The organism is Synechococcus sp. R50.1 (genome assembly GCF_047462115.1).
Lineage (GTDB): Bacteria > Cyanobacteriota > Cyanobacteriia > Thermostichales > Thermostichaceae > Thermostichus.
Genome location: NZ_JANSIN010000005.1, coordinates 79,202 through 101,653, shown reverse-complemented (window position 1 = coordinate 101,653; position 22,452 = coordinate 79,202). Strand labels below are relative to the sequence as shown.

The window sequence follows — 22,452 nt, the reverse complement described above, 5'->3', positions numbered from 1 at the left end:
TCGCTTCAGGCACGTTTCGCGCTGCTGCATTGCTATGCCCTTGCAAACTCATCTGAAGCTGTGTTACGTTTTTTAACGTTCAGCTTCGAACGAGCAAGGGCGTGTTAGCTATGCGTAGCTATTCTTTGAGGGCGGCTTTGGCTGCAACTTTGTGTCTGCTGTCCTCGTCAGTTTTTTCCTCTAGTGTGGCTCAAGCGGCGCCTAAGCCAACCGGCAACGGTGCAATCTTCTTTCACCCAGATGGAACCTCAGCTTCCCACTGGGACATTACGCGCATTCTCCACTACGGCCCTGATGGCTTTCTGAACTGGGATCGTCTCCCCGTGATTGCCCCCTATCGCGGGCACCTTCTTGACCAGCTTGGAGGAACTTCCAACGCCGGAGCGGTGATCCATGCCACGGGAACCCGTGCCCACGCCAAGAGCTTTGGGTTGGATCCGGACGGCAAGGAGTATCCTTCTGCCAACGGTACCCTGAACACGATCATGGAAGATGCCGTGGCGGCAGGCTTGGGTACGGCTCTGGTGCAAACGGGATCCATCATTGAGCCGGGGACGGCTGCCTTCGTTGCCAAAGCTGCCAAGCGCAGCGACTATGAGGAGATTGCCCTGCAGGTGGTGGAGTCAGGGGTAGACATCATCCTCGGCGCTGGCGAGGAATGGCTGCTGCCGGAAGGTGTCCAGGGCCGCTTTGGCCAAGGGAAGCGCAAGGATGGCCGCAACCTGATTGAGGAGGCCAAGAAAAAAGGGTACGCCGTTGTCTACACCCGCGACGAGCTGCTGAAGCTGCCGGCTGATGTTTCCAAAGTTTTGGGGGTGTTCAACGTGGAGGACACCTTCTACGACAAGCCAGAGGAAGAGCTGCGCGCCCAAAACCTGCCCAACTACATTGCCAGCGCCCCCACCATTGCCGAGATGACCGAATTTGCCCTGGCGCGGATCTCCCGCAATCCTAAGGGCTTCTTCGCCGTCATCGAAGAAGAGGGCACTGATAACATGTGCAACAACCTCAATGCCTCTGGCTGCCTGGAGGCCATGAAGCGGGCCGACGATGCCATCGGGGTGATTCTCAACTTTATCGAGAAGAATCCCAAGACCTTCATGATTACCACCAGCGACAGCAACGCCGGCGGGATGCAGTTGGTGGATATCGAATCCGCCGAGGAGCCGCTGCCCCCTACTGACCCCGAAGGCAGTGGTGCCCCCATTGACGGAGTTGACGGCACGGGCACAAAGCCGTTTATTTCTGCTCCTGACAAGAATGGCAAGCGCTATCCCTTTGCCGTGGCTTGGGCTACCGGAGATGACGTCGGCAGTGGAGTCATTGCTCGCGCTGCGGGCTTGAACGCCCAAGAGTTGGTGCCGACCACCGGGATCCTGAACACGGACATTTATCGGATTCTCTACTTCGTGCTCTTCGGGGAGCGCATCCCCAGCGAGCTGAAGCCCTAGTGCTGCAGTTACCTGCTTTGGACGGGCATTTGCCTTAAGCTCTGGTAGCCACGGGGGATCCATTGGATCCCCTTTTTTTACGAGACTACACAACGCTTGGATTTCTATGATCGTTTGATCGTTGAACAGACTTGGAGTACCCCTGCTGCACCGCCTGGTAGCGCCGTTTGAACTCCTGCTGCTGCACCTTGTGATCCACGATGGGATCCGGATAGCCACAGCTTCGCCGTTCCCGCAAAGCCCAGGATCCCTTGGGGTCATCCCCCACCCACAGCAGAGCAGGCGTATCCAGCCCTGCCAGCTCCGGCAGATAGCGGCGGATGTACTCTCCTTCCGGGTCATAGCGGGCTGCTTGCGTGGCCGGGTTGAAAATGCGCAGGGGCTTGGGATCCGTTCCCACACCGGCGCTCCACTGCCAACCGCCGTTATTGGCCGCCAGATCCCCATCCACCAGCTTTTGCATAAAGTAGCGTTCTCCCCAGCGCCAATCGATGAGCAGATCCTTGGTTAAAAAGCTGGCTACAATCATGCGGCAGCGGTTGTGCATCCAGCCGGTTTCGTTCAGTTGGCGCATGGCCGCATCCACAATGGGGTATCCCGTCTGCCCCGCACACCAAGCCTGAAACCAGTCCTGCCGATTGTCCCACTCCAGTGCATCAAAGGCTCGTCGATAGGCTCCGGTTTCCACGTGGGGCCAGTGGGCCAAGACATGCTTGTAAAACTCTCGCCAGCACAGCTCCTGCCGCCAAGTTTGCAAGCTGCTTTCGGCTTCTTCGCTGCGCACCTCGGCCTCTACTTCTCGCGTGGCCTGCCAAACCTGGCGAATGCCGAGGGTTCCCCAACACAAGTGGGGGCTGAGCAGAGAAGTGCCCGGCTCAGCCGGGAAGTTGCGGGCTCGCTCGTAGTCCAAAATGCGCAAACCCTGACAAAAGTCTTCCAAAAGGGCTTGAGCCGCTGCTTCCCCCGCTGCTGGGATCCGCTGGTCGCAGACAAAGCCCAAATCTGCCAAAGTCGGTAGAGGCTGCGCTTTTAGTCCCGATACCGGCTGCAGACCCTCGGGGGTTGGGTAGGGATCCCGCTTGGGCAAGCTCGACCACCTGCGCCAGAAGGGAGTGAAAACCGAATAGGGCTCTCCAGCTTGGGTCAGCACTTCCCCCGGCCCATGCAGCAGCATGTCTTGGTAAGAGAAGGACTGGATCCCGGCTTCGGCCAAACCGGCCCGCACCCAACTGTCCTGCTGCAGGGCAAACAGCTCCACATCGGCATTCCAAAATACGGCCTTGGCTCCCAGGTCAATGGCCAAGCATCGCAACTCCACCAGGGGATCCCCCAGCCGCCAGATCAGCGGGATCCCCATCTGGGCGTAGCGCTCTTGGAGCTCTTGCAGAGCCTGAAGCAAAAAGGCCACCCTAGCTGGGGCCATGTCCGACCGTCTCAGCATCTGCGGGTCGAAAATGAAGACAGGCACCACCTGAGCGCTGCGCTGGGCTGCCTCATGCAGGGCTGTGTTGTCCTCTAACCGCAGATCGCGACGATGCCAAAGCAAAACGGGGGAAGTCATAGGCTGCCAAGCAATGGGATCCCATCTTGGCTGGTTTCCACCGCCTCTTTCAACTCACCCCCCCCAAGGCCGGGATCCTGGGCAGCCAGAAGCTACACTGCGTTGTAAAGAACCTTGAAGAACCCTATCAAAGCTCTAGACTGTCGAACACCCGACTGGGACAATAGCGGCAGCGCTCATCCGGCTTTTGCTGGCCATCGCTGTATCCCATCGCGTAAGCTGTATCCCCCAACATCACCACAAGCTGAGTCAGCTTCAGCGAGAGCAACGGGTCAAGCGGCTCCGTCACATTCAGCATGAACTGCTCAATGGAGCGCCGCAGCGCCTCTGGCATCTTGATCATCACGTCTCCATCCATCCATCGATGGCTTTAGGTATTCATACTCAAGGCAAGATGGACATGGACTCAGGATAAAGGTGGAAGGAAGAGATGCTCGTAGCATTGGCTACTGTTCTTGGGGCCAAGCTGGCGGGGGCTATGCTTCACACCGACCAGAGCAGGCTTGCGGATGATGTTAGCCTAGGTATCCAAAAATGGCGACAGCGCGACGAGTGGCACGGGTAGCAGAACTGATCAAACGAGAGGTCAGCCAAATCCTGCTCTCGGAGATCAAAGATGACCGGGTCGGGGCAGGGATGGTCAGCATTGTGGATGTCGAGGTTTCCAATGACCTGCAAAATGCTCGCATCTTCGTCAGCATTTATGGGGATGAGACAGCTCAACACCGGGCCATGGAAGGGTTAGCGGCGGCCACACCCTTTGTGCGGCGGGAAATCGGCCAGCGCCTCAGCCTGCGACGGGTGCCAACAGTGGTGTTTTTGCAGGATCGCTCTTTGGAGCGGGGATCCCGCGTTTTGGCTCTGCTTAACCAACTGAGACAGACCTCTGAGGCCCAGGAACCGGAGGGATCCCAAGCTGGGGTTGAGGACACCGCCGAGGGCGAAGAAAACGAATCGAGCGGCGAATAGTTGCACCATTTCGAGGGATCCGCGCTGGAGCTCAGCCTGCTTTGCACGAGAGAGCAAAGGATCTGCCTTGATGGCCACTAGATAGAGGGGCCTTTGCTTTGCAGCAATGCGGACAACATCCAAGAAAAGTTTTTGACGTTCGCGTAAGCGGGCCGGAGGCCCTGAAGTTCTTGGATTTGTTAGGCTTAAGGGAGCCATACAGCCCTTCCTCTGGTCATCCATCTGTACAGGACTCAATGTCTGCGGCACGCTTGCGCAAACCAGAGCGCTCTGCTCCAATGGGCAGCGGCGTTGTTGTGGTCAACCTGCGAAAGGGCTGTAAAGTTGCTGTTCATGCCTTTTCTGCCTTTTCATGGATGTTCAAAGCCCACTGCAACCGGATCCCTCTTTAGCGGGTGCTACTCCACTCCAAGCTCTGCAGGCCCTCAACCAGAGTGTTGCCGAAGCTCTGGTTTCCTGCTTGAAAGGGCAACCCCAACAGGCCACTCAGCACCTTTTGCTGGCTCTGCCGCAGCTCATGGCAGCTCTGGGGGCCTTGAGGCAAAAATCTTCCGTTCGCGTAAGCGGGCCGGAGGTCTTGGCCGAGCCTGCAGGCTGCCCTTCAGAAGCCCAGCCCAAGCGCATCCTTCACATCGAAGGCAACCGCGTGGAAGTGTGGGTGGATAACCAAATTCGCAGCAGTTGGAGCATTTGGTCGGTGGGAGATCTCAAGGAAGTCTGCCGGCTGGCAGAAGAGTTTGACTGTGGCCTCAGCTATTCTCTAGGAGAAAACTCAGAGTCTCAGTCGGAAATGCTGCTGTTGCCCCCCAATTCTGCTGGTGTGTCCGACCGACTCTCCAACCCCGTTCGCGCAAGCGGGCCAGACGCCTCAGGCTCCGCCGCCTAGTACCCTCAGCTTCGGTTGCTGCTTTTGCTGCTCAAATCCCCATGGCAGAACCCCAACGGCTACAGAAGCTCTTGGCTCAGCAGGGATTGGCCTCGCGTCGCCAGGTGGAAGCTTGGATCCTGGCCGGGCGCATTCGAGTGAACGGGAAGGTGGTCACTGAGCTGGGCTCCAAAGCCGATCCAGAGCGGGATCGCATCGAGGTGGATGGTCAGGTGATCCCTTTGACCAAGGATCTGGCGCGCCATGTTTTGCTCCTGCACAAGCCGGTGGGGGTTTTGTCAACCTGTGCAGATCCTTGGGGACGCAAGACGGTGTTGGATCTGCTCCCCCCACTCTGGAAACGGCAAACCCGCCTCTACCCGGTGGGCCGGCTGGATGCGGACAGCAGTGGCGCTTTGCTGCTCACCAATGATGGCGACTTGACCTTGAAGCTGACCCATCCGCGCTATCATCTGCCCAAAACCTACCGGGTACAGGTACAAGGGCATCCGAGTCAGGCCACTCTGCAACATTGGCGAGACGGAGTAGACTTAGAGGGGTACACCACTCTGCCGGCGGAGGTGGAGTTTTGTCCTGCCCCGGATTTCCGGCAAAGGGAGCATCCCAATTGCTCCTGGCTGAGGGTGGTGTTGTTTGAGGGACGCAACCGGCAAATTCGGCGGGTGGCGGAGCGTCTTGGGCATCCGGTGCTCAGCTTACATCGGGAAGCCATTGGCCCACTGGGCTTGGGCAACCTGAAAGCAGGCCAGTTCCGCCAGTTGGATCCCCATGAGCTCCAAGCTTTGCTGGCCCCTCTCACCGGGCACAGCAGCTCATCCTCGCTCGGGAAGCGCCCTCTAAGGCCTCCGGCCCGCTCACGCGATTAGCTCGTCAGAGTCTCTAACTGAGTGCAAACTCTCACAATAGCCTCCTTTCTTCCGCAGGTGGCCAAATGATGCAAGAGCCAGCACACTCTTTAGAAGCCCTGGGATCCCTGTTGCGGCAAACACGGGAGGCACGGGGACTGACGTTGACAGAAGTAGCTAACGATACCTTCATTCGCTGCCAATATCTGCAGGCGCTGGAGGAAGCTGACTTGAGCCGGTTACCGGAGCCGGTGTATGTGCAAGGGTTTCTCAAGCGCTATGCCGACTATTTGGGGTTGGATGGCGAAACCCTCTCTCGGCGTGCCTCTCCGCTTTTATCGGCCAAAACCCCCCGCGCGCCAGCTCCTCTTGCTGTTGTCGGCCAGCAACCTGCCTTTGCCCTGCGTCCTCTCCACCTTTGGGCTGCTTATGTGGTGCTGATTGTGCTGACGGTGGGGGGATTGTCGGCTCTTTTGGAAGGCACAGGCAATCCCTTTGGGCGTTGGCTGGTGAGCCTGTCAACGGTCAGTCGGGAGGGATCCGGCCAGCAACCGCCTGCTGCCAACTCCCCGGATCCCACTCTGTCGGCAGCTCAGCCCACGGCCCGCCAACTGTTTCCCACCCTCGACCAATGGACGCGCATCCAAGGCGTCTTCCCCGAGGTCTTGGAAGCTCACTTGGGGGGGGCGGGGCGCAAGCCGGTGCGTCTGGATATTCGCGTTGTGGAGCGCCCTTCCTGGTTGCGGGTCATCGCCGATGGGCAAACGGTTTTTGAGGCCACCTTACAACCGGGGGCCGAGTTGAATTGGGAAGCGGAGCAGTCAATCGTGTTGCGTACCGGCAATGCGGGCGGTGTGTTGGTGACCTTTAACGACCGGGAGCTTGGAGTGATGGGCCGATTTGGGGAAGTGAAAGAGCTGATGTTCGAGCCGGGGTTGGATATTCAGTCGCTGCAGTAGGAACCCAGCCAAATGATCATCCCGTTGCGCTTGGCGTTATCGGCGGCAGAGTAGGAGCAATCTCCCACCCTTGGGAGCCAAGCTGCTGCAGCAGGTGCCGGACTTTGTCGATGTCTTTATCGCCTGGCCGACGTTCCACACCACTGGAGAGGTCGATGCCGCTTGGCTGCAGGTGGCTGAGCGCCTGCAGAACATTGTCCGGGTTCAGCCCACCGGCCAGTAGCCAAGGCAAGGGCAGAGCCCGCTCACGCGAAAGGCGAGCAAGTTCTGGCCAATTCAGGGTTCGCCCCGTTCCACCCGCCTGTTGGGGGTGATAGGCATCCAAAAGCAGCATCTCCACACAGTCTCGGTAGAGATTGGCCACTTCCAGATCTTGTGGCTGGCGGACGCGCAGGGCCTTGATGCGGCGGATCCCGGGAAGCCATTCCCCCAATTGCTGACAATCTTGCGGGGATTCTTGGCCATGCAACTGGACAGCCGTGAGGCCCACCGTTTCCACCCAGGCGGCGATGGCGCGGGGATCCTGATCCAGGAAGACCCCCACCTTTTCCACAGGGCCGGGCAGGGATCCCACCCAACGGGCCATTTCCGAGAGGGGCAAATAGCGGGGTGTATTGGGCACCGCAATAAACCCAAGGGCACTCACCCCCAGCGCGGCGATGGCCTCCGCCTGATCCTGACGGGTGATGCCGCAGATTTTGACAAACAACCGGCCCATTGGGAGCACCACCAAAACAATTGGCTGCTGGTTCTTGGATGGTTCTGAGAGCGCTGATACATCTACTTTTGTTCAGGGCGCATTTGCAGAGGATCCGGCTGTTCCGGGTGAAGCTTGTTGATCCGGCGCACCATTTGCCACAGCCGTCCGAAGTTGCGCTGGTTGAAGTGCATCACCAGCCGTGGCAGATGGGCAATATCTTCCTCGGCTTCCTCCGGCAAAGCCCCAGTTTGCTCGATCCGGCCCGAATCGAGAATGTCGGCAAACTCTTCGTTTAAAATCTCTAGGGCTTCCGGTGAAAGTTTGGTGTTCAAGCGCAAAACCAGGAGCTCTCGCACGTAGCGATTGCTGTGAAAGACGCGATAAAAATCGACAATCTGCTGACAGGCATCTCCCACATCGTCGGTTAGGGTGTAGAGAAAGAGATCCTCTGGGCTGATCAGGCCGCGACCGAGCAGGTGCTCCCGCACGTATTCGTCCCATTCTTTCCAGTAGCAGCCACCTGTTCTGTCTACCAGCACCAAGGGCATGAGCTTGGTTTTTCCGGTTTGCATTAGGGTTAGGCATTCAAAGGCTTCATCCTGAGTGCCGAAACCGCCAGGAAAAAGCACTAGCGCGTCGGTTTCTTTAACAAAAAAGAGCTTGCGGGAAAAGAAATACTTGAAGTTGATAACCCGATCGCTGGCAGCAATGACGGGATTGGCCATTTGCTCGAAGGGAAGCTGGATGTTGAGCCCAAAAGAGTTCTCCAGCCCTGCCCCTCGATTGCCGGCTTCCATGATGCCGCTGCCGCCCCCCGTCATCACCATGAACCCCCGTTGACTGATGCAGTGGGCGAACAACTGGGCCTGGCGATATTCGGGACTTTCTGGCCCTAGCCGTGCCGACCCGAAAACGGTGATCTTGCGTTGATGAGCGTAGTTTTGGAAGGCGGCAAACCCCTGCTCCAGATCCTCAAGAGTGGCCGCCAAGATCTTGGCATCCAAACGGCTCAGCTCTAGGGATCCCATGCGCTGCAGCGACTGCAAAATACGCAGCCAGGCTGTCCGGTTGGGGTGATGCTCCAACTGCTTTAGGCGAGTCTCAGCGTTGGAAAAAACCTCTCGCAGAAGGGAAGAAACAGAATCGGTCAAGCTGGGATCCTAAAGTTCTCTGGGATTCACTTTAATCAGTTCTCAGCACAAAATATCAACCAGGTTCCAATGCAGAACCCAAAAGTTACATTCTGAAACATCCAGGCTCCTGGCCTCAGGGCTGTCCTCAGGCTTCGGCAGGTGTGTCGAAGTGCTTTTCCAGGATCGTGGTCAGAGTTGCCTTGGGTACGGCGCCGACCACCACATCCACCTTCTGGCCGCCCTTGAACAACATCAGGGTGGGAATGCTGCGAATGCCGTACTGGCTGGCAGTTTGAGGGTTCTCGTCAGTATTAATTTTTACAACCTTAACTTTGCCGACATACTGCTCAGCTATCTCCTGAACCACAGGAGCCACCATCCGGCAGGGGCCACACCAAGGTGCCCAAAAATCGACCAAAACCGGAATATCGCTGCGCAGCACCTCTGCCTCAAAGGTAGCATCAGCGATATCTATTGCTGCAGACATGCTTGGAGAACTCCTGAAACAATACCTATCATGGTTTCTAATCTTAGCACAGCTCTCTGGCTGCTGCTGACCGAAAACTCGGCGTCGCAGGCCCCGGCATTCATGCCTGGGGATAAGTCACCGTCTCATGACAGGACGGGAGACTCGCTCCACCCGCTTATGGAAGGGTGCAGCGTTAAAGGTGAAGTAGAAGTATCTGGGGTGTTTTGGCATCTCAGTAGTTGAGGAGATGGCGTCCCCCACGAGGATATAGGCCCTCGTGTAGCCCATTGCAACGAAGCGCGAGGAGCGTGGAGCGATGGAAAAAATCCCCCGGCTTTAGCCGTGGGGAGAACGTTAACGATCTGGCTGGACTGGCCGGATTAGCATTGGTGAGCTGGGATCCCTTAGACAAATACCATTGGCTTATGACGGATTTTCTCGAAAGCAGCCGCATCAAAACGGTAGAGGGTTGCCGGTCTGCCTGTTCCTTGGGAACTTTTCTGGCCGGTATCTTGCAAGATACCCAGTTTCAGTAGGCGGGCGCGAAAATTGGAGTAGTCGGAGAACCCCTCGCCCAAAACGGTGCCGTAGAGCTGATAGACCTCCCCTAGCGTGAAGGTGGCGGGCAAAATGTCAAAGGCAATCGGGCTGTACTCCAACTTGGCGCAGAGGCGACGGCGGGCATAGCGGCAAATCTCTTCGTGGTCAAAGGCTAAAGAGGGAATTTGGTCGGCGGGATACCAGGCAATGCCCTCCACTCCGTCTGCCAGCAATTCAGCATCCTGGAACCGCACCAGGGCAAAGTAGCTGACCGACAGGTAGCGCACTCCATAGCCATCCTCGGCCTCGCGGGGATCCCGCTCCGGCCCCCCAAAGGTGTAGAGCTGCTCCAGATAGAGGTTCCTAACACGAATCTTCTCGGCCAAGATGCGATAAGCCGCTGCTTCCAAGGATTCTGAGCGCCGCACCAGCGTTCCCGGCAGAGCCCAGCAACCGCGGAAGGGATCCTCCCGCCGCCGCACCAGCAGCACCAGGAGGCGATTCTGCTCAGTGTCGATGGAGAAAATGACCGCATCCACGCCCACCCGGAACTCCGCCAAGGCGATCCGGTTCTCCGATGGGCCTGCCACGATGCGGGATCCCTGCATAGCTTGGCACTGAATCCTCCACCAACAGCCTACCCAGTTTGTCCCTCCAGAGGGAGCTACCAGCCTGGACCACCGTCTTGCCAGTCTAAGCCCTATCTGGGGCGAAGGCTTTCGTGTCGCGGGGAAGATGGGTTGCTAAAGGTGTGCAAAAGAACCCCGACTCAGGCAACACTTTTACTTTTTGCGCGATTTGGCTCTTTTTCAGCCACGGAGGACCCCTCAGCGAGGGGGAACAGCCGACCTTGCCCAACAGCAATGTGAACCCGCGCGCCCACAGGCAGGGCTTCCCGGGCTAGGGCGTGCAATTCTTTGCCGGCTGCTGTGATCAGGCAATAGCGGTACTCTCGCCCCAAAAACTGCCGATCCCGAATGACAATGCCTCCCTGAGGATCAGGATGCAAATGCAACTCCTCCTGTCGAACCATCAACTCTGCGCAGCGCAAGCTGGGGTCGGGCTGATCCCTCAAAGCCTGGAATGGGATGTGCAGCAGCTCTTCAGCCTGCCAACCAAACTCCCGCCGCTCACAGCGCAGAAAGTTGGCCTGGGTAATAAACTCTGCCACAAAGCGGGTAGCCGGCTCCCGATAGACCTCCTCCGGGGATCCCCATTGCTCAATACGGCCTTCCCGCATCACCGCCACCCAGTCGGAAAGGCAGAGAGCCTCCTCTTGGTCGTGGGTGACAAAAATGGCCGAGGTCTGGGTTTGCTTGAGGATTTTGCGGATTTCTTCCCGCAGGTAGTAGCGCACCTGCACATCCAAATTGCTCAGGGGCTCATCCAACAGGATCAAGCTAGGCCTGGGGGCCAAAGCCCGCGCCAAAGCCACCCGCTGCTGCTGCCCGCCCGAAAGCTCGTGGGGATAACGATGGGTGTAGTCTTCCAGGCCCACCAACCGCAACACCTCGTAAGCGCGTTCCCGCGCCTGTTGGGCAGCGCCTCGCAACTCAGCTCGCAACTCAGTTGAGGAGGAGCGATTGCCACCCCCTGCCGCCGACGCAAATGGGGTAGTGGGTCGGAGGCCAAACATCACATTGGCCAACACGTTCAAGTGGGGAAACAGGGCAAAATCCTGAAACACCAACCCCACTCCCCGTCGCTCCGGTGGGATCCACTGCCCCTCCCCAGCCACAACCTGCCCCCCCAGCAGGATCCGCCCGCTATCCGGCTGCTCAAATCCGGCAATGGTGCGCAATAAGGTGGTTTTCCCACAACCTGATGGGCCCACAATGCTGAGGATGTCTCCTTGGGGCAGGCGAAACTCGACTTCCCGCAAAACCAACTGCCGCTGGCCGGGAAACCCCTTGCTGATGCCCTCAAGCTGAAGGATGTAGGAGGGATCCTCCCGCGCGGCAGTGGGGCTTGGAGAAAACAAAGACTCAGCCATGACGGTTGTTGTTGCAAAAGATTTTCACTATTTTTACCACACTACCATGTCCCCGGATCCCGTCCAACCGGATCGAGATCCAACAGCCAGCAGCCAGATCTTGAGCAGGACAGAATAAGGTTTCTACGCCTCGCCCTGATTCCAAGCGAAGCAGCGGAAAATCAGTGTTAAACTTAGTTAACGAAGTTTCTCAGGTTGGGCGGCGCTTGCTTGTGTGGCGCACTCCAGAGGCTTGTTCTAAATGAGTTTTGAGACAAAGTTTCCCGAACGTGCTCTGATTACAGGGGCCAGTCGAGGGATCGGCAGAGCGGTAGCCCTAGCCCTAGCCCGACAAGGGATAGCGGTGGCTCTGGTGGCCCGCTCCCAACCTGATCTGCTAGCGGTGCAGGCCCAAATCCAAGACCAGGGGGGTAAGGCAGCGGTTTTTCCCATGGACTTGGCCGACCTAGCGGCTCTGCCCCAGCAGTTGCAGGCTCTCCTGGATCGATTTGGCGTCTGCGATGTCTTGGTCAATAATGCGGGCATGGCCCACGTTGGCCCTTTGGCCACCTTACCTTTGTCGGATTGGCAGCGAGTGATCGACTTGAACTTGACGGCAGCTTTTCTGTGTGCCCAAGCCGTACTTCCCGGAATGCGCCGGCAGCGCTGCGGCACGATTGTCAACGTCATCTCGATTGCGGGCAAGCGAGCTTTTCCCAACTGGGGAGCTTACTGTGCCAGCAAGTTCGGCCTAATGGGCTTTTCTCAAGCTTTGGCCGAAGAGGAACGACAGCATGGCATTCGGGTCACCAGCCTGTGCCCTGGTGCCGTGGACACGTCCCTCTGGGATACGGGCACGGTAGGGGTCAACTTCGACCGTTCCAAAATGCTCTCGCCGGAATGGGTAGCCGATTTGATTACCTACATTGTTCGGTTGCCCACAGGCGCGGTGGTGGAAGATCTCACCTTCATGCCTGCGGTGGGAGCCTTTTAGACCTGGCTGGTTTGGGGTTGCCCGTGACTTGGGAGGGTTTTGGCTATCGCAGCCTTTGACTGGATGCCACCTGAGCTGAGTTGCATGCACCGAGTTCTCTTAGCCTTTCGTTAACCAAGGAATATCCTGCTATGACCCTTGCGAAACCCGGATCTGGCTCGCAATCTCGAATGGATGACAAAGCCCATTTCAAGTCTCGGGTGATTCGAGATCGAGCCACTTTTGCGGAAGAAGAATTGGGTAGCTCGGATGTCTCAGATCCGGCTATGGTGGCGGCGGTGGAGACGCTGCTGCGGGGGATCGGGGAGGATCCCCAACGGGAGGGGCTGCGAAAAACCCCGCAACGAGTGGTTGCGGCTTTGAAGTTTTTGACCAGTGGGTATCGGCAGTCTTTGGAGGAGCTACTGAACAGTGCCATCTTTGATGAGGGCCATGACGAGATGGTGCTGTTGCGGGATGTGTCTCTGTTTAGCCTGTGCGAGCACCATCTGCTGCCCTTTATCGGCAAAGCCCATGTGGCCTACATCCCCAGGCAAAAGGTGGTGGGCCTAAGCAAAATTGCCCGTATCGTCGAGATGTACTCCCGCCGCCTGCAGGTTCAGGAACGCCTGACACGGCAAATTGCTGAGGCCTTGATGGAGGTGCTGGATCCCTACGGGGTGGGGGTGGTTATCGAGGCTACCCACATGTGCATGGTGATGCGGGGGGTACAAAAGGCCGGCTCCTGGACGGTCACCAGCTCGATGGTGGGGGTGTTTCAAGAGGATCCCCGTACCCGCGAAGAGTTTCTGAGTCTCATTCGCCATCCGTCCAATTTTTAGGGAGCTTCCCGGAGCTTTGCCGGTGGTTGGGTTGAGTTAACCCTCTGCTCAGGCTGGGAATACTAGCCTAAGATTGACTCAAACCCTGCCAGAAGCGAGGCCCGTCATGAGCGAGGTCAGCCCTGAAAATCAATTTCCCACCGACGTGGAGTCCGATTGGAAGCCCCCGGCTCCGCCGGTCATGCAGCGTCCGCCTCGTCCGGCTGCTCAAACGCCCCCGGTGGAGCCTCCAACGCAACTGGATCCGGTGCTCGGTTCAGCTTCCCAAGGGATGGGATCCCGGCCTGTCAACGCCAAAAGCCCCCCCAACCCCATTCTGGGTCGGCCCCTTCCTCCTGGTGTGGCTGTCGCTCCCCCTCAGGTACCGGTGCCTGTGCCGGGCTCTGCCGCTTCTCCTCAGATGCCCCCGCCCACCCCGGCTCCGGCTGCTGCTGCTCGGCCTCCAGTGCCGCCGCCCAGCCCCAATCCTGCTGCCCCGCCTTTTGCGCCACCAGCTCGCCCAACGGCTGCCGGTCGGATCCCAGTGGCTCCAGCTGCTCCTGCGGGCCTGACCCTGCGCCAACTGGTGCAGGAAGCCTATGACAAAGGCTACTCCGATATTCATTTGGGGGTAGGAGAAGTGCCCCGCTTTCGGGATCGGGGGCAAATGCTTTTGACCAACTACCCGGTCACCACCACCGAGATGTTCTATGGCTGGCTGCGGGAAAGCCTGCCGGAGAGCCAAATTCGCCAGTTTGAGGAATGTTTGGAACTGGATACTGCCATCCAGTACGAGGGTTTGGTGCGGTGTCGGGTCAACTGCTTTGTTTCCCTGCTTGGCCCGGCTATGGTGATGCGTCTGATCCCGTTGAAAATTTTGACGCTGGAGCAGTTGCGGGCGCCGGAAGTCTTGAAGCGCATTGCCGAAGAGCACAAAGGCTTGGTTTTGGTGACCGGCCCCACCGGATCCGGTAAGTCCACGACCTTGGCGGCGATGGTGGACTACATCAATTCCAACTTTCCCAAACACATCATTTCCATTGAGGATCCCATCGAGTTCGTCCACCAGAGCAAGAAATCGATGGTGCGGCAGCGGGAGGTCGGGATCCACACCCTGGAATTTGCCAATGCCCTGAAAGCCTCTCTGCGGGAAGATCCGGACATCATCCTGATTGGGGAGATGCGGGATCGAGAGACGGTGGATATTGCCCTGAAGGCCGGCCAGACGGGCCACTTGGTCTTTGGAACCCTGCACACCAACAGCGCCGTCCGCACCATCGAGCGTCTGCTGGGGATTTACAAGCCGGAAGAACAGGAGCCGATGCGTCTGCAGCTGGCAGAAACCCTGGTGGCGATCATCGCTCAAACCCTGGTGCGCACCACCGATGGCAAGCGAGCTGCGGCCCACGAGATCATGCGCAACACCGATGCCATTCGCGACTACATCAAGCGGGGGGCGGTGGATGAAATTGAGGAGCTGATCGCCGACGGCTCCTATGAGGGCATGTGTACGATGAATCAATCCCTGTTTAGGCTTTACCAAGAGGGGCGGATTACCGAAGAGGTGTGTCTGGAGGCTGCCCCACGCCGCAATGAGATGGCCCAATGGCTGCGAGGCCGGATCTAGGGCCAGTCTCGAGATGGAGTCACGCCAAAGTGCTTGAGGGAAGGTTTGCCCTATCCTAAACTGGGAGCAGCCGGCGGCGCTGGCTTGCCGAGCTACCTGCTCATCTCTTGGGCCGACCTTGGGCTGGGGGGATGGGTTGCGAATTGATGAACCGAATTGAAAGCAAGTTAGAAAACAGGAGAATCCCTACCGTGAGCGTGATCAACCAGATCATCGAGACCGCGGATGACCAGCTGCGTTACCTCTCAGTTAGCGAACTGGAAGCCATCAGGAATTACATGACCACCGGCGAGAGGCGCTTGCAAATCGCTCAGGTGTTAGCAGAAAACAAAAAGCGCATCATTGACCAGGCCCAGAAGCAGCTATTCGCCAAGCGGCCCGAGTACGTGCAACCCGGTGGCAATGCCTACGGTGACAAGCGCTACAACCAATGTTTGCGAGATTACGACTGGTATCTGCGTCTGGTGACCTATGGCATTATTGCCGGCAGCAAAGAGCCGATTGAGTCTATCGGCCTGATAGGGGTGCGGGAAATGTACAATGCCCTCAACGTACCCATCGCCGGCATGATCGATGCGATTGTCTTTTTGAAGGAAGCTGCCCTCAGCTTGTTGGAGCCGGCGGCAGCTGCTGAAGCCGCCCCTTACTTTGACTACATCATCAATGCCATGAGCTAGGGAACTACAGGGATCCCAAGGCAGCCCGGGCATGTACGGCCACCTGTTCTTGGGAATCCTGGGCCAGCCGGGTCAGTCCGGCGCGAGCGGCTTCTGTTCCCAACTTGGCCAGGGCAATGCAGACGCGGTAGCGCAGTTGCCAGTCGTCGGAATCAATGAGGGGATCCAAATAGGGAATGGCCCGCGGATCCCCCAGATCGCCCAAGGCAGCGGCAGCGGCTGTGGTGATCAGCTCGCTCTTGTCCTGCAAAGCTTCCACCAGAGTGTCGAAGGCGGCAGGGTTCCCCAGCTCTCCCAGGGCAGCGATGATGCTAAACCGTACCAGCCACTCCGTTTCTCGCCGATAAGCTTCCAGGAGATCGGCCAGGGCCTGTGGCTGCTTGAGATCCCCCAGGGCAGCGGCGGCAGCAGCCCGCACATCGAACTCCGGATCCTCTCGCAAAGAGCGCTGCAAAATGGGCAACAGTAGGTTCGGATCGACGCCAGACAGGGTGCCCATCTGGCTGATGGCAGCATAACGGACGCGGGCATTCTCGTCGTGAATCGCTCGCTGCAGCAATGTCAGGGCTTCTGGCCCAGGCAGTTCTCTGGCTTTGTTGACAGCGCGCAGCCGATTTCCCAAGTCTTGTGAGTTCAACAGCTCCAGCAAAGCGGGCAGTGCCGGAGGATCCCCAGAGGTTGTTGTCATATCCCATTCTCTCCATAACCCTCCTCGGCCATAGCGAGGGAGGAAAAGCCGATGTTATTATCTTGAAGCAGTGCATCCAGTCCCTTGATCTTATGGCCTTATTGCAACAAGAGAAGCAGCAGATCATTGAGAGCTATCGACTGCACGACACCGACACCGGTTCTGCCGAGGTTCAGGTGGCTCTGCTCACCAGTCGCATCAACCAGCTCTCTCAGCACCTTCAGAGAAACCCGAAAGATTTCAACTCCCGCCGCGGCCTGTTGATGATGATCGGTCGTCGCAAGCGTTTGCTCAACTACATCGCCAAGCATTCTCCTGACCGCTTCCGGGAGCTGGCCGAACGGCTGAACATCCGGGTGAAAAAGTAGGCAGCCCATCCAAAACGCTATCGGAGATCTGTCTTCGTGGGCAAATCCAGCCGCCAGTCCAAAACCTTTCGCCGTCGCTCCCCCTCCGCCTCTGTTGAGGTGGAGAAGAAGCCGGCCAAGAAGGAGCCTGTTGCCGTGATTCCCCCTGAGGTCAGCCGGCGGATGGTGCGGCGGATTCTGGTGTTTTCTGGGATCCCTTCGGGGCTAGGTCTGAGCAGCTTTTTTGTGAATTACTATCTCTTGACCAACCATGTGGTCGCTCTGCCCCCCTACTTCACCTTGGCAGAGTCGCTAACTTTGTTTGGCCTTGGTTTTTTGGGCATCAGCTACGGTGTGTTCTCAGCTTCCTGGGATCCCGAGCCGGGATCCCTGCTGGGAATTGGAGAGTTTCGGCGCAATTTGGGCAACGTCATCCAACAGTGGCGGGAATCTGCTGCCCGATCTTCTGAATCTTCCGACTCTGGAGAAGCTTGATTCTTCTCCCATCGCCTTTTCCAGGCCGGTTGCTGCCTACAATCAAGAGGGATCCCATCCATCCCGGCGGCAGCGGCTACCCCCAGTTCTCCAGCATGAAAATAGCCTACTTCGACTGTGCGGCGGGCATTGCCGGCGATATGTGTCTAGGAGCCCTGCTGGATTGCGGGGTGCCTTTGGAGTACCTCAACCGTCAGCTCCAGGCGTTGGGCATCGAGGGGGAATATAGCCTGCAGGTGAGCCGGGTGCAGCGGTGTGGGCAGCCTGCTCTGCAAGCTGTGGTGGAGGTACTGGGATCCCAGAGTGGGGGATCCCCTGCTCGGCATTGGGCAGAGATTCAGGCTTTGATCGCGGGATCCCAGCTTTCCCCAGCCATTAAGGCCCGCAGCTTGGCGGTGTTTGAAAAGTTGGCGCAGGCGGAAGCAAAAGTCCATCAGATGCCTGTGGAAAAAGTGCACTTTCACGAAGTGGGGGCAGTGGATGCTTTGGTGGATATTGTCGGCACTTGCATTGGCCTGGATTGGCTGCAGGTGGAGCGGGTGTTGTCATCCCCCCATCCTATTGGGGGCGGCTGGGTGAGCACAGAGCATGGCAAATTGGCCGTGCCGGTGCCGGCGGTGATCGAGTTGTGGGAAATGGGCCGCGTGCCGGTGTTCAGCAACGGGGTGGAAGCCGAGCTGGTGACCCCCACAGGAGCAGCCTTGGCTGTGGCGTTGGCGGAAGAGTTTGGCCCCTGTCCGCCGATGCGGGTGGAAAAAGTGGGGCGTGGGGCCGGTGCCCAAGAGCTGCCCATTCCCAATGTGCTTCGTCTGTGGATTGGGGAAGCCAATGGGGGAGAGCTAACGGAAACGGTATCGGTGTTGCAAACCCAAATCGACGATCTCAACCCCCAAGTGATTGCCTACACCTGCGAGCAGTTGTTGGCCCTCGGGGCCTGGGACGTGTTTACCCAGCCGATCACCATGAAACAGGGGCGGCCGGGGATCCTGCTTACCGTCATCTGTCCGCCGGATCGGGTGCCGGAGTGTCAAGATCTCATCTTCCGGGAGACCACCACCCTGGGCATTCGCCACTTCCAACAGCAGCGCACCCTGCTGGAGCGGGTTATCGAGCGGGTGGAAACCCCTTACGGCCTGGTAGACATCAAGGTAGCCCGCCACCATGGCCGCATCGTCAACGCTCAGCCGGAGTTTCGCGATTGTGTGGCCCGCGCCCAGGAATTGCACGTGCCGGTTCAGACGGTGTGGCTGGCGGCCCAATCGGCTTGGCAAAGCCGGTTGCAAGGTTGAAGGGACACCGAACCTGTTCCACCCCCAATGAATCCGCTCCTGTTGAACACAGCTTGGCACCCATGGCCTGCTAGCCTGGGAGATGTCGATCTTGCTCTCTCCGCCGACCACAACAATGGAATCCCAAACCTCTCAATTTAACTTTGACCGCAAACTGTGGGATCGGTTTATCACCGTGGCCCAGCCCTACTTTTACCCCAGAGTACGCTATGGGGGCTGGATCTTTTTGGGCTTGCTGGCAGCGGCCATGGTGTTTGTGGTTGCCCTGATGTTCTTTGTGGAGATTGGGGTAACTTTGGTCGGTCAGGCCCTGTTCCCAGAGTTTTTTACCAATGTGGCAGCCGGATTGGTGGCGCAAACGAAGAGAAACTTGTCCTCGCCAGTGCTGTGGGTGGCCTCGGTCAGCTTGGCTCTGAGCAGCCTTTGTTTTGGGGCGGCGTGGCGGCAGCTTCGCCAGCGCTGGTTGCAGTGGGCGCTGCTCACCTTTTTGCTGTTTCTGTCGCTGACGGTAAACCGGCTGAACGTGATGATTAGCTTTATCTTTCGGTTTATCGACACAGCTCTGCAGCAAAAAGAAGAGCCCACTTTCTGGCAGTTTTTGATTATTTATGGAGTGCTGATTATCTCAGCCATTCCGATTTTGGTGATCTACCGCTACACTCGCCTCAAGCTAGGGCTGTTTTGGCGAGAATGGCTGACCGATCATTTTCTGGATCGCTACTTCGATCAGCGGGCTTACTACGAGCTGGATTCCAACGCCGCCAACACCGAAATCGACAACCCCGACCAGCGCATTTCCGAGGATGTCCGCTCCTTTACCGGCACCACCCTCTCCTTCCTGTTGGACATTCTCGACTCGATTCTCACCCTCTATGCTTTTACTGGCATTCTCTATGGTATTTCTCGTCCGTTGGCGTTGGGTCTGGTGGTCTATGCCACTATCGGTACTGCCATCGCCATTTTGGCCGGTCGCAAGCTGATCAAAATTAACTTCGATCAACTGCGCTATGAAGCCGATTTCCGCTACAGCTTGGTGCATGTGCGCGACAACGCCGAGTCCATCGCCTTTTACCAGGGAGAGGATCAAGAACTCAGGCAGATTTTGCATCGCTTTGGTGCGGCCTTGCGCAATTTTAACTTGCTGATCATCTGGCAGGCCATCATCGATATTTTCCAGTACGCCTACAACTATTTCACCCGCATTGTGCCCTATGTCATCGTGGCTCCCCTTTATTTCAGCGGCGTGCGAGACTTCGGCACCATCACCCAGGCCACCATTGCCTTCAGCCAGGTGTTGAGCGCCCTCTCCATTGTGGCCAACCAGATTCAAAGCATTTCCAGTTTTGCCGCTGGGATCAACCGCTTAGGCTCCTTTCACGAGTCTCTGGAAGATCCGGCGCTGCGCCACACCGGCGCTCGGGAAAGCAACATTCAAACTCGCATTGCCCAGCAATTGGCGCTAAACCACGTCACTTTGCTCACCCCCAATTCAGAACGAACCCTGGTGCGGGATCTCTCCTTCGCCTTGGAAGCCGGCCAGCGGCTTTTGATTGTCGGTGTTAGCGGCAGCGGCAAAAGTTCCCTGTTGCGGGCCATTGCCGGCCTATGGACCAACGGCCAGGGATCCATCGCCCGCCCAGATACTCAGGAGATGCTCTTTTTGCCCCAGAAACCCTATATGCTGCTGGGATCCCTGCGGGATCAACTGCTCTATCCCAAACGCCGCCGAGACCTCACCGATGAAGATCTCATCCGAGTCTTGGCCCAGGTGAACCTGGGAGACTTGCCGGAGCGGGTGGGCGGCTTTGATGTGGAGAAAGACTGGGCCAGCACTCTCTCCCTAGGGGAACAGCAGCGTCTTGCCTTTGCCCGCATTTTGATCACCCAGCCCCGCTACGCCATTTTGGACGAGGCCACCAGCGCCCTGGATGTGGCCAACGAAAAACTGCTCTACCTGCAGCTGCAACACCTGAACACCACCTACATCAGCGTCGGCCATCGTCCCACCCTCTTGGCCTACCACGACCTGGTTTTGGAGCTGCAGGGGAATTGTGCCTGGCAACTGTGGTCGGTGCAGGAGTACGGTGCCCGCCTAGCCCTGGCCAGCTAGAAGCGCCGACGATCTCAAGCTGACTCAAATGACAAGTTTTGCGGGTTTGGGACAAAACCCGGATAGGAGGCTGACTTTTCCAACTGGACGCCGCCCAAGGGAGGTGATAGCCTGTTATTCACAAGTATTCCGACCGGTTTACCGGAGATCACCAATGCCCCCCATGATCCCATCCGAGGCCAAGCGCTCCAAGGTGGAGCAGATCAAGGCAGACAGCCACTTTCTACGGGATCCCCTTCAGCAGGAGCTGGCCCAAGACACCACCCACTTCAGCGAAGCAGCGGTGCAGGTGCTGAAGTTTCACGGGGCTTACCAGCAGGACGACCGGGATCGGCGGCAGCAGCGAAAGCAGGAGGGGCTGGAGCGGGCCTATTCGATGATGTTGCGCACCCGCATCCCAGGGGGACACGTGCCCCCCCAGCTTTACTTGACCCTGGATCGGCTGGCCGATGAGTACGGCAATGGCACCCTGCGAGCCACAACGCGGCAAACCTTTCAGTTGCATGGGATCCTCAAGAAAAACCTCAAGGCCACCATAGCCAGCATTCTCAAACAGATGGGATCCACCCTGGCCGCCTGCGGCGATGTCAACCGCAACGTGATGGCACCGGTTGCCCCCTACAAAAATCGCCCTGCCTATCGCTATGCCCAAGAGTATGCCCGCAAGCTGGCGGATCTGTTGGCTCCGAAGACCTCTGCCTACTACGAGATCTGGGTGGATGGGGAGCCGGTTCCCATCCCACCGGTGGATGAGGAAGTGCGGGAAGCAGAGCAGTTTGTGGGCAACGGGGTGCGCCTGGAGGGGCCAGAACCTCTGTATGGCCCCGTCTATTTGCCCCGCAAGTTTAAAACCGCCATCGCCGTAGCCGGGGAAAACACGGTAGATGTGTACTCCCAGGACTTGGGCTTGATTGTGCTCACGGATCGCAAGGGCAACTTGAAGGGCTTCAACATTGTGGTGGGTGGGGGCATGGGGCGTACCCACGGCAAGGAAGAAACCCAGCCCCTTTTGGCCCAAAAGCTCTGCTTTGCCCCGCCGGAATCGGTGTATCGGGTTTGCCAAGCGGTTTTGGCCGTGCAGCGAGACTACGGCAACCGCTACGACCGCAAGCAGGCGCGGTTGAAATACTTGGTGAGAGACTGGGGGATCCGCAAGTTTCGCCGCGTTGTCGAGGAGTATGTGGGGGAAAAATTGCCCCGGTTTCGCCCCCTACCCAAGTTTGTTCCCAACAGCGACGACTACCTGGGCTGGCACGAGCAGGGGGATGGCCGTTGGTTTTTGGGCATTTCCATCGAAAATGGCCGTATCCAGGACACCCCAGAGCGACAGCTCAAGACGGCACTGCGCCGGATTGTGGAGGCGTTTTCTCTGGACATGCGGCTGACCCCCACTCAGGACGTGATCTTTATTGACATCGAGGATGGCCAGCGGGAGGCCATCAACCAGATCCTCAAATCCCACGGGGTGCTTTCCAAGGAAGAGATCCCCCAACTGGTGCGGCTGTCGATGGCCTGCCCTGCCCTGCCCACCTGTGGGTTGGCGATTACCGAGTCGGAGCGGGCTTTGCCGGGGCTGGTTCGCCAGTTGGATCGGCTGTTGCAGGAGCTGGATCTGCAGGATTCGCCCTTTTTGGTGCGCATGACCGGCTGCCCCAACGGCTGTGCCCGACCCTACTTGGCGGAACTGGGATTGGTGGGATCCGCCCCCGATGGCTACTACCAGCTTTGGCTGGGAGCCAGCCCGCAGGGGGATCGCCTGGCGCAAGTGTTTCAGGATCGGGTACACATCAGCCAGATCGTGCCGCTCATGAGAGTTCTCCTGCAGGCCTACAAGCAGGAGCGCCGTCCTGGCGAGAGCTTTGGAGATTACTGCCACCGGATGGGGATCCCCTATTTGCAGGCCCAAGTTAAGCAAAGGGATGGCGTTTTTGCCTGAAGGG

The 22,452-nt window shown here is 58.1% G+C and carries 22 protein-coding genes and 1 pseudogene; 15 read left to right on the top strand and 8 right to left on the bottom strand.

Annotated features, from left to right (window positions below; all coding sequences use genetic code 11):
- Positions 1-110: 110 nt before the first annotated feature.
- A complete protein-coding gene (locus tag NW870_RS02830) occupies positions 111-1,451 on the top strand; it encodes an alkaline phosphatase (protein WP_414357653.1) in 1,341 nt (446 codons plus the stop codon).
- Positions 1,452-1,536: 85 nt separating this feature from the next.
- Here NW870_RS02830 and NW870_RS02825 read toward each other — a convergent pair whose 3' ends face one another.
- Together NW870_RS02825 and NW870_RS02820 are read right to left on the bottom strand one after the other, a co-directional pair.
- Positions 1,537-3,012, bottom strand: a complete 1,476-nt coding sequence (locus NW870_RS02825; protein WP_414373793.1) for a cryptochrome/photolyase family protein — start codon at positions 3,010-3,012, stop codon at positions 1,537-1,539.
- A gap of 127 nt (positions 3,013-3,139) precedes the next feature.
- Positions 3,140-3,355 (bottom strand): hypothetical protein, encoded by a 216-nt coding sequence (locus tag NW870_RS02820; protein ID WP_414357659.1) that lies wholly within the window; start codon positions 3,353-3,355, stop codon positions 3,140-3,142.
- A gap of 191 nt (positions 3,356-3,546) precedes the next feature.
- On the opposite strand from NW870_RS02820, the gene rbfA reads away from it, so the two are divergent.
- From rbfA to NW870_RS02795, 5 genes and pseudogenes are all read left to right on the top strand, one after another.
- Positions 3,547-3,981 (top strand): 30S ribosome-binding factor RbfA, encoded by a 435-nt coding sequence (gene rbfA, locus NW870_RS02815; protein WP_414328963.1) that lies wholly within the window; start codon positions 3,547-3,549, stop codon positions 3,979-3,981.
- A gap of 352 nt (positions 3,982-4,333) precedes the next feature.
- A complete protein-coding gene (locus NW870_RS02810) occupies positions 4,334-4,867 on the top strand; it encodes a hypothetical protein (RefSeq protein ID WP_414357651.1) in 534 nt (177 codons plus the stop codon).
- Positions 4,868-4,908: 41 nt separating this feature from the next.
- Positions 4,909-5,733 (top strand): pseudouridine synthase, encoded by an 825-nt coding sequence (locus NW870_RS02805; protein ID WP_414341863.1) that lies wholly within the window; start codon positions 4,909-4,911, stop codon positions 5,731-5,733.
- A 65-nt stretch (positions 5,734-5,798) separates the two neighbouring features.
- Positions 5,799-6,011: pseudogene (locus tag NW870_RS02800) on the top strand (helix-turn-helix domain-containing protein); the annotation flags it as partial.
- A 132-nt stretch (positions 6,012-6,143) separates the two neighbouring features.
- On the top strand, positions 6,144-6,671 hold the full coding sequence (locus NW870_RS02795) for a DUF4115 domain-containing protein (RefSeq protein ID WP_414357658.1): 528 nt from the start codon (positions 6,144-6,146) through the stop codon (positions 6,669-6,671).
- Between the two features lie 16 nt (positions 6,672-6,687).
- Here NW870_RS02795 and NW870_RS02790 read toward each other — a convergent pair whose 3' ends face one another.
- From NW870_RS02790 to NW870_RS02770, 5 genes are all read right to left on the bottom strand, one after another.
- Entirely contained in the window at positions 6,688-7,389 is a 702-nt protein-coding gene (locus NW870_RS02790) for a phosphoribosylanthranilate isomerase (RefSeq protein WP_011431865.1), read from the bottom strand.
- Between the two features lie 62 nt (positions 7,390-7,451).
- Entirely contained in the window at positions 7,452-8,522 is a 1,071-nt protein-coding gene (locus tag NW870_RS02785) for an LOG family protein (RefSeq protein WP_414373791.1), read from the bottom strand.
- 127 nt (positions 8,523-8,649) lie between these two features.
- Positions 8,650-8,991, bottom strand: a complete 342-nt coding sequence (gene trxA, locus NW870_RS02780; RefSeq protein ID WP_011431863.1) for a thioredoxin — start codon at positions 8,989-8,991, stop codon at positions 8,650-8,652.
- Between the two features lie 386 nt (positions 8,992-9,377).
- Entirely contained in the window at positions 9,378-10,121 is a 744-nt protein-coding gene (locus NW870_RS02775; RefSeq protein ID WP_414373789.1) for an NUDIX hydrolase, read from the bottom strand.
- A 161-nt stretch (positions 10,122-10,282) separates the two neighbouring features.
- Positions 10,283-11,506: an ABC transporter ATP-binding protein gene (locus NW870_RS02770; RefSeq protein ID WP_414373788.1), complete on the bottom strand. Its 1,224-nt coding sequence runs from the start codon at positions 11,504-11,506 to the stop codon at positions 10,283-10,285.
- A 241-nt stretch (positions 11,507-11,747) separates the two neighbouring features.
- On the opposite strand from NW870_RS02770, the gene NW870_RS02765 reads away from it, so the two are divergent.
- The 4 genes from NW870_RS02765 to apcD all read left to right on the top strand — a co-directional run bounded on the left by NW870_RS02765 (position 11,748) and on the right by apcD (position 15,583).
- Positions 11,748-12,479: an SDR family oxidoreductase gene (locus NW870_RS02765; RefSeq protein ID WP_414341872.1), complete on the top strand. Its 732-nt coding sequence runs from the start codon at positions 11,748-11,750 to the stop codon at positions 12,477-12,479.
- 131 nt (positions 12,480-12,610) lie between these two features.
- Entirely contained in the window at positions 12,611-13,300 is a 690-nt protein-coding gene (folE, locus tag NW870_RS02760) for a GTP cyclohydrolase I FolE (protein WP_414329555.1), read from the top strand.
- A 271-nt stretch (positions 13,301-13,571) separates the two neighbouring features.
- Positions 13,572-14,906, top strand: a complete 1,335-nt coding sequence (locus NW870_RS02755) for a type IV pilus twitching motility protein PilT (protein WP_414341906.1) — start codon at positions 13,572-13,574, stop codon at positions 14,904-14,906.
- 191 nt (positions 14,907-15,097) lie between these two features.
- Positions 15,098-15,583 (top strand): allophycocyanin subunit alpha-B, encoded by a 486-nt coding sequence (gene apcD, locus NW870_RS02750; RefSeq protein WP_011431857.1) that lies wholly within the window; start codon positions 15,098-15,100, stop codon positions 15,581-15,583.
- A gap of 4 nt (positions 15,584-15,587) precedes the next feature.
- On the opposite strand, the gene NW870_RS02745 is transcribed toward apcD, so the two are convergent.
- Entirely contained in the window at positions 15,588-16,271 is a 684-nt protein-coding gene (locus tag NW870_RS02745) for a HEAT repeat domain-containing protein (protein ID WP_414329553.1), read from the bottom strand.
- A gap of 92 nt (positions 16,272-16,363) precedes the next feature.
- Here NW870_RS02745 and rpsO point away from each other — a divergent pair, with 92 nt between their 5' ends.
- The 5 genes from rpsO (at position 16,364) to NW870_RS02720 (ending at position 22,448) form a co-directional block, all read left to right on the top strand.
- Positions 16,364-16,639, top strand: a complete 276-nt coding sequence (gene rpsO, locus NW870_RS02740; protein ID WP_011431855.1) for a 30S ribosomal protein S15 — start codon at positions 16,364-16,366, stop codon at positions 16,637-16,639.
- Between the two features lie 36 nt (positions 16,640-16,675).
- Positions 16,676-17,113 carry a PAM68 family protein gene (locus NW870_RS02735; RefSeq protein WP_414373786.1) on the top strand — a complete coding sequence of 146 codons (438 nt, stop codon included), beginning with the start codon at positions 16,676-16,678 and terminating at the stop codon, positions 17,111-17,113.
- A 95-nt stretch (positions 17,114-17,208) separates the two neighbouring features.
- A complete protein-coding gene (larC, locus tag NW870_RS02730; protein WP_414373805.1) occupies positions 17,209-18,402 on the top strand; it encodes a nickel pincer cofactor biosynthesis protein LarC in 1,194 nt (397 codons plus the stop codon).
- Between the two features lie 82 nt (positions 18,403-18,484).
- Positions 18,485-20,512: an ABC transporter ATP-binding protein/permease gene (locus tag NW870_RS02725; protein ID WP_414373784.1), complete on the top strand. Its 2,028-nt coding sequence runs from the start codon at positions 18,485-18,487 to the stop codon at positions 20,510-20,512.
- A gap of 154 nt (positions 20,513-20,666) precedes the next feature.
- A complete protein-coding gene (locus NW870_RS02720) occupies positions 20,667-22,448 on the top strand; it encodes an NADPH-dependent assimilatory sulfite reductase hemoprotein subunit (protein ID WP_414373782.1) in 1,782 nt (593 codons plus the stop codon).
- Positions 22,449-22,452 lie beyond the last annotated feature (4 nt).

Bases quoted from the DNA above. Each gene is read 5' to 3' on its own strand.
- rpsO (WP_011431855.1), top strand. From the start codon at position 16,364: ATGGCCTTATTGCAACAAGAGAAGCAGCAGATCATTGAGAGCTATCGA.
- NW870_RS02790 (WP_011431865.1), bottom strand. From the start codon at position 7,389: ATGGGCCGGTTGTTTGTCAAAATCTGCGGCATCACCCGTCAGGATCAG.
- NW870_RS02765 (WP_414341872.1), top strand. From the start codon at position 11,748: ATGAGTTTTGAGACAAAGTTTCCCGAACGTGCTCTGATTACAGGGGCC.
- NW870_RS02725 (WP_414373784.1), top strand. From the start codon at position 18,485: ATGTCGATCTTGCTCTCTCCGCCGACCACAACAATGGAATCCCAAACC.
- NW870_RS02745 (WP_414329553.1), bottom strand. From the start codon at position 16,271: ATGACAACAACCTCTGGGGATCCTCCGGCACTGCCCGCTTTGCTGGAG.
- larC (WP_414373805.1), top strand. From the start codon at position 17,209: ATGAAAATAGCCTACTTCGACTGTGCGGCGGGCATTGCCGGCGATATG.
- trxA (WP_011431863.1), bottom strand. From the start codon at position 8,991: ATGTCTGCAGCAATAGATATCGCTGATGCTACCTTTGAGGCAGAGGTG.
- NW870_RS02720 (WP_414373782.1), top strand. From the start codon at position 20,667: ATGCCCCCCATGATCCCATCCGAGGCCAAGCGCTCCAAGGTGGAGCAG.
- NW870_RS02820 (WP_414357659.1), bottom strand. From the start codon at position 3,355: ATGATCAAGATGCCAGAGGCGCTGCGGCGCTCCATTGAGCAGTTCATG.
- NW870_RS02805 (WP_414341863.1), top strand. From the start codon at position 4,909: ATGGCAGAACCCCAACGGCTACAGAAGCTCTTGGCTCAGCAGGGATTG.
- NW870_RS02770 (WP_414373788.1), bottom strand. From the start codon at position 11,506: ATGGCTGAGTCTTTGTTTTCTCCAAGCCCCACTGCCGCGCGGGAGGAT.
- NW870_RS02810 (WP_414357651.1), top strand. From the start codon at position 4,334: ATGGATGTTCAAAGCCCACTGCAACCGGATCCCTCTTTAGCGGGTGCT.
- NW870_RS02755 (WP_414341906.1), top strand. From the start codon at position 13,572: ATGGGATCCCGGCCTGTCAACGCCAAAAGCCCCCCCAACCCCATTCTG.
- NW870_RS02830 (WP_414357653.1), top strand. From the start codon at position 111: ATGCGTAGCTATTCTTTGAGGGCGGCTTTGGCTGCAACTTTGTGTCTG.
- rbfA (WP_414328963.1), top strand. From the start codon at position 3,547: ATGGCGACAGCGCGACGAGTGGCACGGGTAGCAGAACTGATCAAACGA.
- NW870_RS02775 (WP_414373789.1), bottom strand. From the start codon at position 10,121: ATGCAGGGATCCCGCATCGTGGCAGGCCCATCGGAGAACCGGATCGCC.
- NW870_RS02825 (WP_414373793.1), bottom strand. From the start codon at position 3,012: ATGACTTCCCCCGTTTTGCTTTGGCATCGTCGCGATCTGCGGTTAGAG.
- folE (WP_414329555.1), top strand. From the start codon at position 12,611: ATGACCCTTGCGAAACCCGGATCTGGCTCGCAATCTCGAATGGATGAC.